Source organism: Bacillus sp. AFS001701 (genome assembly GCF_002559405.1).
Taxonomy (GTDB): domain Bacteria; phylum Bacillota; class Bacilli; order Bacillales; family Bacillaceae_G; genus Gottfriedia.
On the sequence record NZ_NTZO01000305.1, the window covers coordinates 1 to 3180 of the forward strand.

The 3180-nt window shown below is 29.3% G+C and carries 1 protein-coding gene; it reads left to right on the top strand.

All coding sequences use genetic code 11. The annotated features are described in order from the left end of the window. The first annotated feature begins 256 nt into the window (after positions 1-256). Entirely contained in the window at positions 257-2986 is a 2730-nt protein-coding gene (locus tag CN514_RS18590) for a bifunctional glycosyltransferase/CDP-glycerol:glycerophosphate glycerophosphotransferase (RefSeq protein WP_098233884.1), read from the top strand. Positions 2987-3180 lie beyond the last annotated feature (194 nt).

Sequence of the window (3180 nt, forward strand, 5' to 3'; positions counted from 1 at the left end):
TAATCAAATTATTATTAAAAATATTAAAAATACATTACAATAAACTTATAAAAACTTTAAAGTTTTGTATTGTTCGAAACAAAAGCGATTTAAATCAAAAATTTAAATGGTTTTTTTTTATGTATAAACTAATTTTTCCTATATAAGATAAGGATCAATTGAATTGTTTTTACCTGATTTAATATTGGGGTTAAATCATAATTTACTAAATTTTGAAATAAGAGGAAGTGCAAAGTTTTACAAAGGGGATAAATACATGAGGAAAAAACAAATAGGTGTTACGGTTATCGTAATCAATTTTAATAAAGAGAACTATATAAAAGAATGTATTAATTCACTTAAAAAACAAACAATGAAACAGCTTGAGGTTGTGATTGTTGATGATGGCTCCACAGATAATAGTGTTTCAGTTATTAAAAAGGAAATTAGACGATATAAGAACTTCCGATTAATTGAGCAAAAAAATGGAGGACCAGGTGCTGCAAGAAACAAAGGGATTTCAGCAGCTAAAGGTGAGTATATTGCATTTTTAGATAGTGATGATACAGTAGATGCAGATGTTTACAAAAGTATGTTTGATGAAGCAATAAAACATAATGCTGATACTGTAGTTGGGGATATCACATGTTTTAATGAAAAAAGAAAATGGCGACTTATGTATATGGATGATTTGTTTAAGAAAAATCTTAACCCTGTTAGACATATTAGGAATTCAAAAGATTTACATGTCACGCCAAGTGTATGTAACAAGTTATTTAAAAAGCACTTATTATCAGTTTACAATATTATGTTTGATCAAGACTTACGTGTTGGAGAAGATCTGTTATTTACACAAAAAGCTTTATTTAAATCGAATAGAACGGTAGTTATAAACAAAAGTGTACTAAATTATCGAGTTGAACAAAATGGGGCAAGTTTAGTACAACAAGCAGATTTAACATTTTTTGAAGGATTAGTAGAGACTCAAAAAAGGTTAGTTTCATTCCATGAAGAAAACAATACGATTATACGTCTGTTTCCGATTGAAAAGAGGCAATGGATCTTCTTTTGCCAAAGTATCATAAATAAACGAAAAAAGTTTACGAAAAAAGATATTTTCAATTTGTATGCAATAGGAGAAAAATATATTCAGTCTATAAATTATAGAAATATTTTAAAGGGTAGTCGTATGTACCAAGGATTGTTTTATGCAATTTTTAATGAAGGTACACCCGATGATTTATACAAACTACTTTTACTAATGGATACATTGGATATTAGTCGAGAAACCGTTGAAATAAAGGGTTTAACTTATAGTTTTTTAGTAAATCATTTTCCACAGTGGAAACATTTTTTAGAAATTAAAGGGTTTAGTCTTTGTCAAAAGGTTGAAGATATCTCCCTTTCAGAAGACACATTAACAATAAAAGGTTTTGCTTTTATTAACGGGATTAGTACGAATGGTAGTGTGAAAAAGATTGTCTTTAAAGAAATGAAAACAAAACAAGAAATTGAATTTCCACTTGAGAATGTTATACGTAAAGATGTTAGTTATGTTCAAGGTAATAACCAAATCAATTTTGATGAGTCTGGTTATGAATGTATAATCGAAAACTTATCAACACTACTTGATTACGGTAGCTGGAGTGTTTGGATGACAGTTTCAGATCGTAATAAAACAGTTACTGAACCTTTAAAAGTAGGTTTATACAAACAAACTAAAAAAACTCGACCTTATTTAATTGATAACAGAAAAATTGCACCGTATTACAAAAAGAGAAATCTATCTTTCCGCGTTGTTGAGATGCCTGTGGCCAAGCAAATGAAATTTAATATTGGACGAGTAAAACGAGTTGTTCGTCCAGTCGTAAAGTTTGCTTACAAAAAACAATGGCATACAGTTATGGTTTATTGTCTGTATTTATTATTTTATCAATTTATGAAGAAAAAAGAGCTATGGTTAATTGGTGAACGACACGATACAGCACAAGATAACTCATATCATTTATTCAAATATATTCGAAGAAAGTACCCGCAAATTAATGCGTACTATGTAATAGATAAGAATAGTCCTGATTATAACCATATAGCACATCTTGGACATATTGTACAATTTGGTAGTATGATGCATAGTTTGATTTTACTACTTTCGACTAAAACAATTAATAGCTATGCGGAAGATCCAAATATGTATACTGAAGCTTATCGATACATTGTTGAGGAGCGACCTGAAATTCAACGAAACGAACGAATCTTCTTACAACATGGAGTCATTGGGGTTAGTCGTGTAAGTCATGTACTGCATAAGAATAAAGTTGATTACAAAAAGTTTGTCGTTTCTAGTGAATTTGAAAAAGAACATATCATCTCTGAATTTGGTTATGAAAAGGACGAAGTAATCGTTACTGGACTTCCAAGATGGGATGCACTTGTTGATGAAAGTAAAGGAAATGAGATTTTATTAATGCCAACGTGGCGATCATGGAATAGATCAAAGGAAGCGCTTGAAGAATCAGAGTACTGGGAACGTTATATGAAATTACTTCATAATAAACAATTACATGAACTCCTTGAAAAGAAAGATTTAACATTAACTTTTTATCCTCATTATCAAACGCAATTATATATGCCAGAATTCAAATCGCCTCATGACCGTATTAAAGTCATGGTTCAAGGAGAAGAAACTGTACAATCTCTTTTAAAGCGTCATAGTGTGTTAATTACTGATTATTCAACTGTATCATTTGATTTTTCATATCTAGAGAAACCTGTATTATTCTATCAGTTTGATTACAATGAATTTTACACAAAACACTATAATGAAGGACCAATTACGCAAAATCGTTTATTCGGTCCTGTCACAGATAAAGAGAATGAGGTAATTTCTATTTTAGAAAATATGGTTAATAATCGTAATAAATGGAAAAAGAAAGCTAAGAAAAATCCATATATTATCAAACCAAAAGTTTCTCACACAGAACTTGTGTTTAAATCAATTGTAAATTAAATTTACAATTTACTTGTTTCAAAAGTAGAATAAAAAAGTATTTTACTAGGAGAAATCGTATAGTGCCACAACCAATATAACAAATTGTTAATCGAAAAACTGTCATTGCAAGTTTTGCATTGGCAGTTATTTTTTTTTACATTTTTTTAACATGGACACTTATTTAGATTCACATAAAATCGTTAATCTTAAAT

Coding starts and splice junctions, on each gene's coding strand:
- CN514_RS18590 (WP_098233884.1), top strand. CDS start 257: ATGAGGAAAAAACAAATAGGTGTTACGGTTATCGTAATCAATTTTAAT.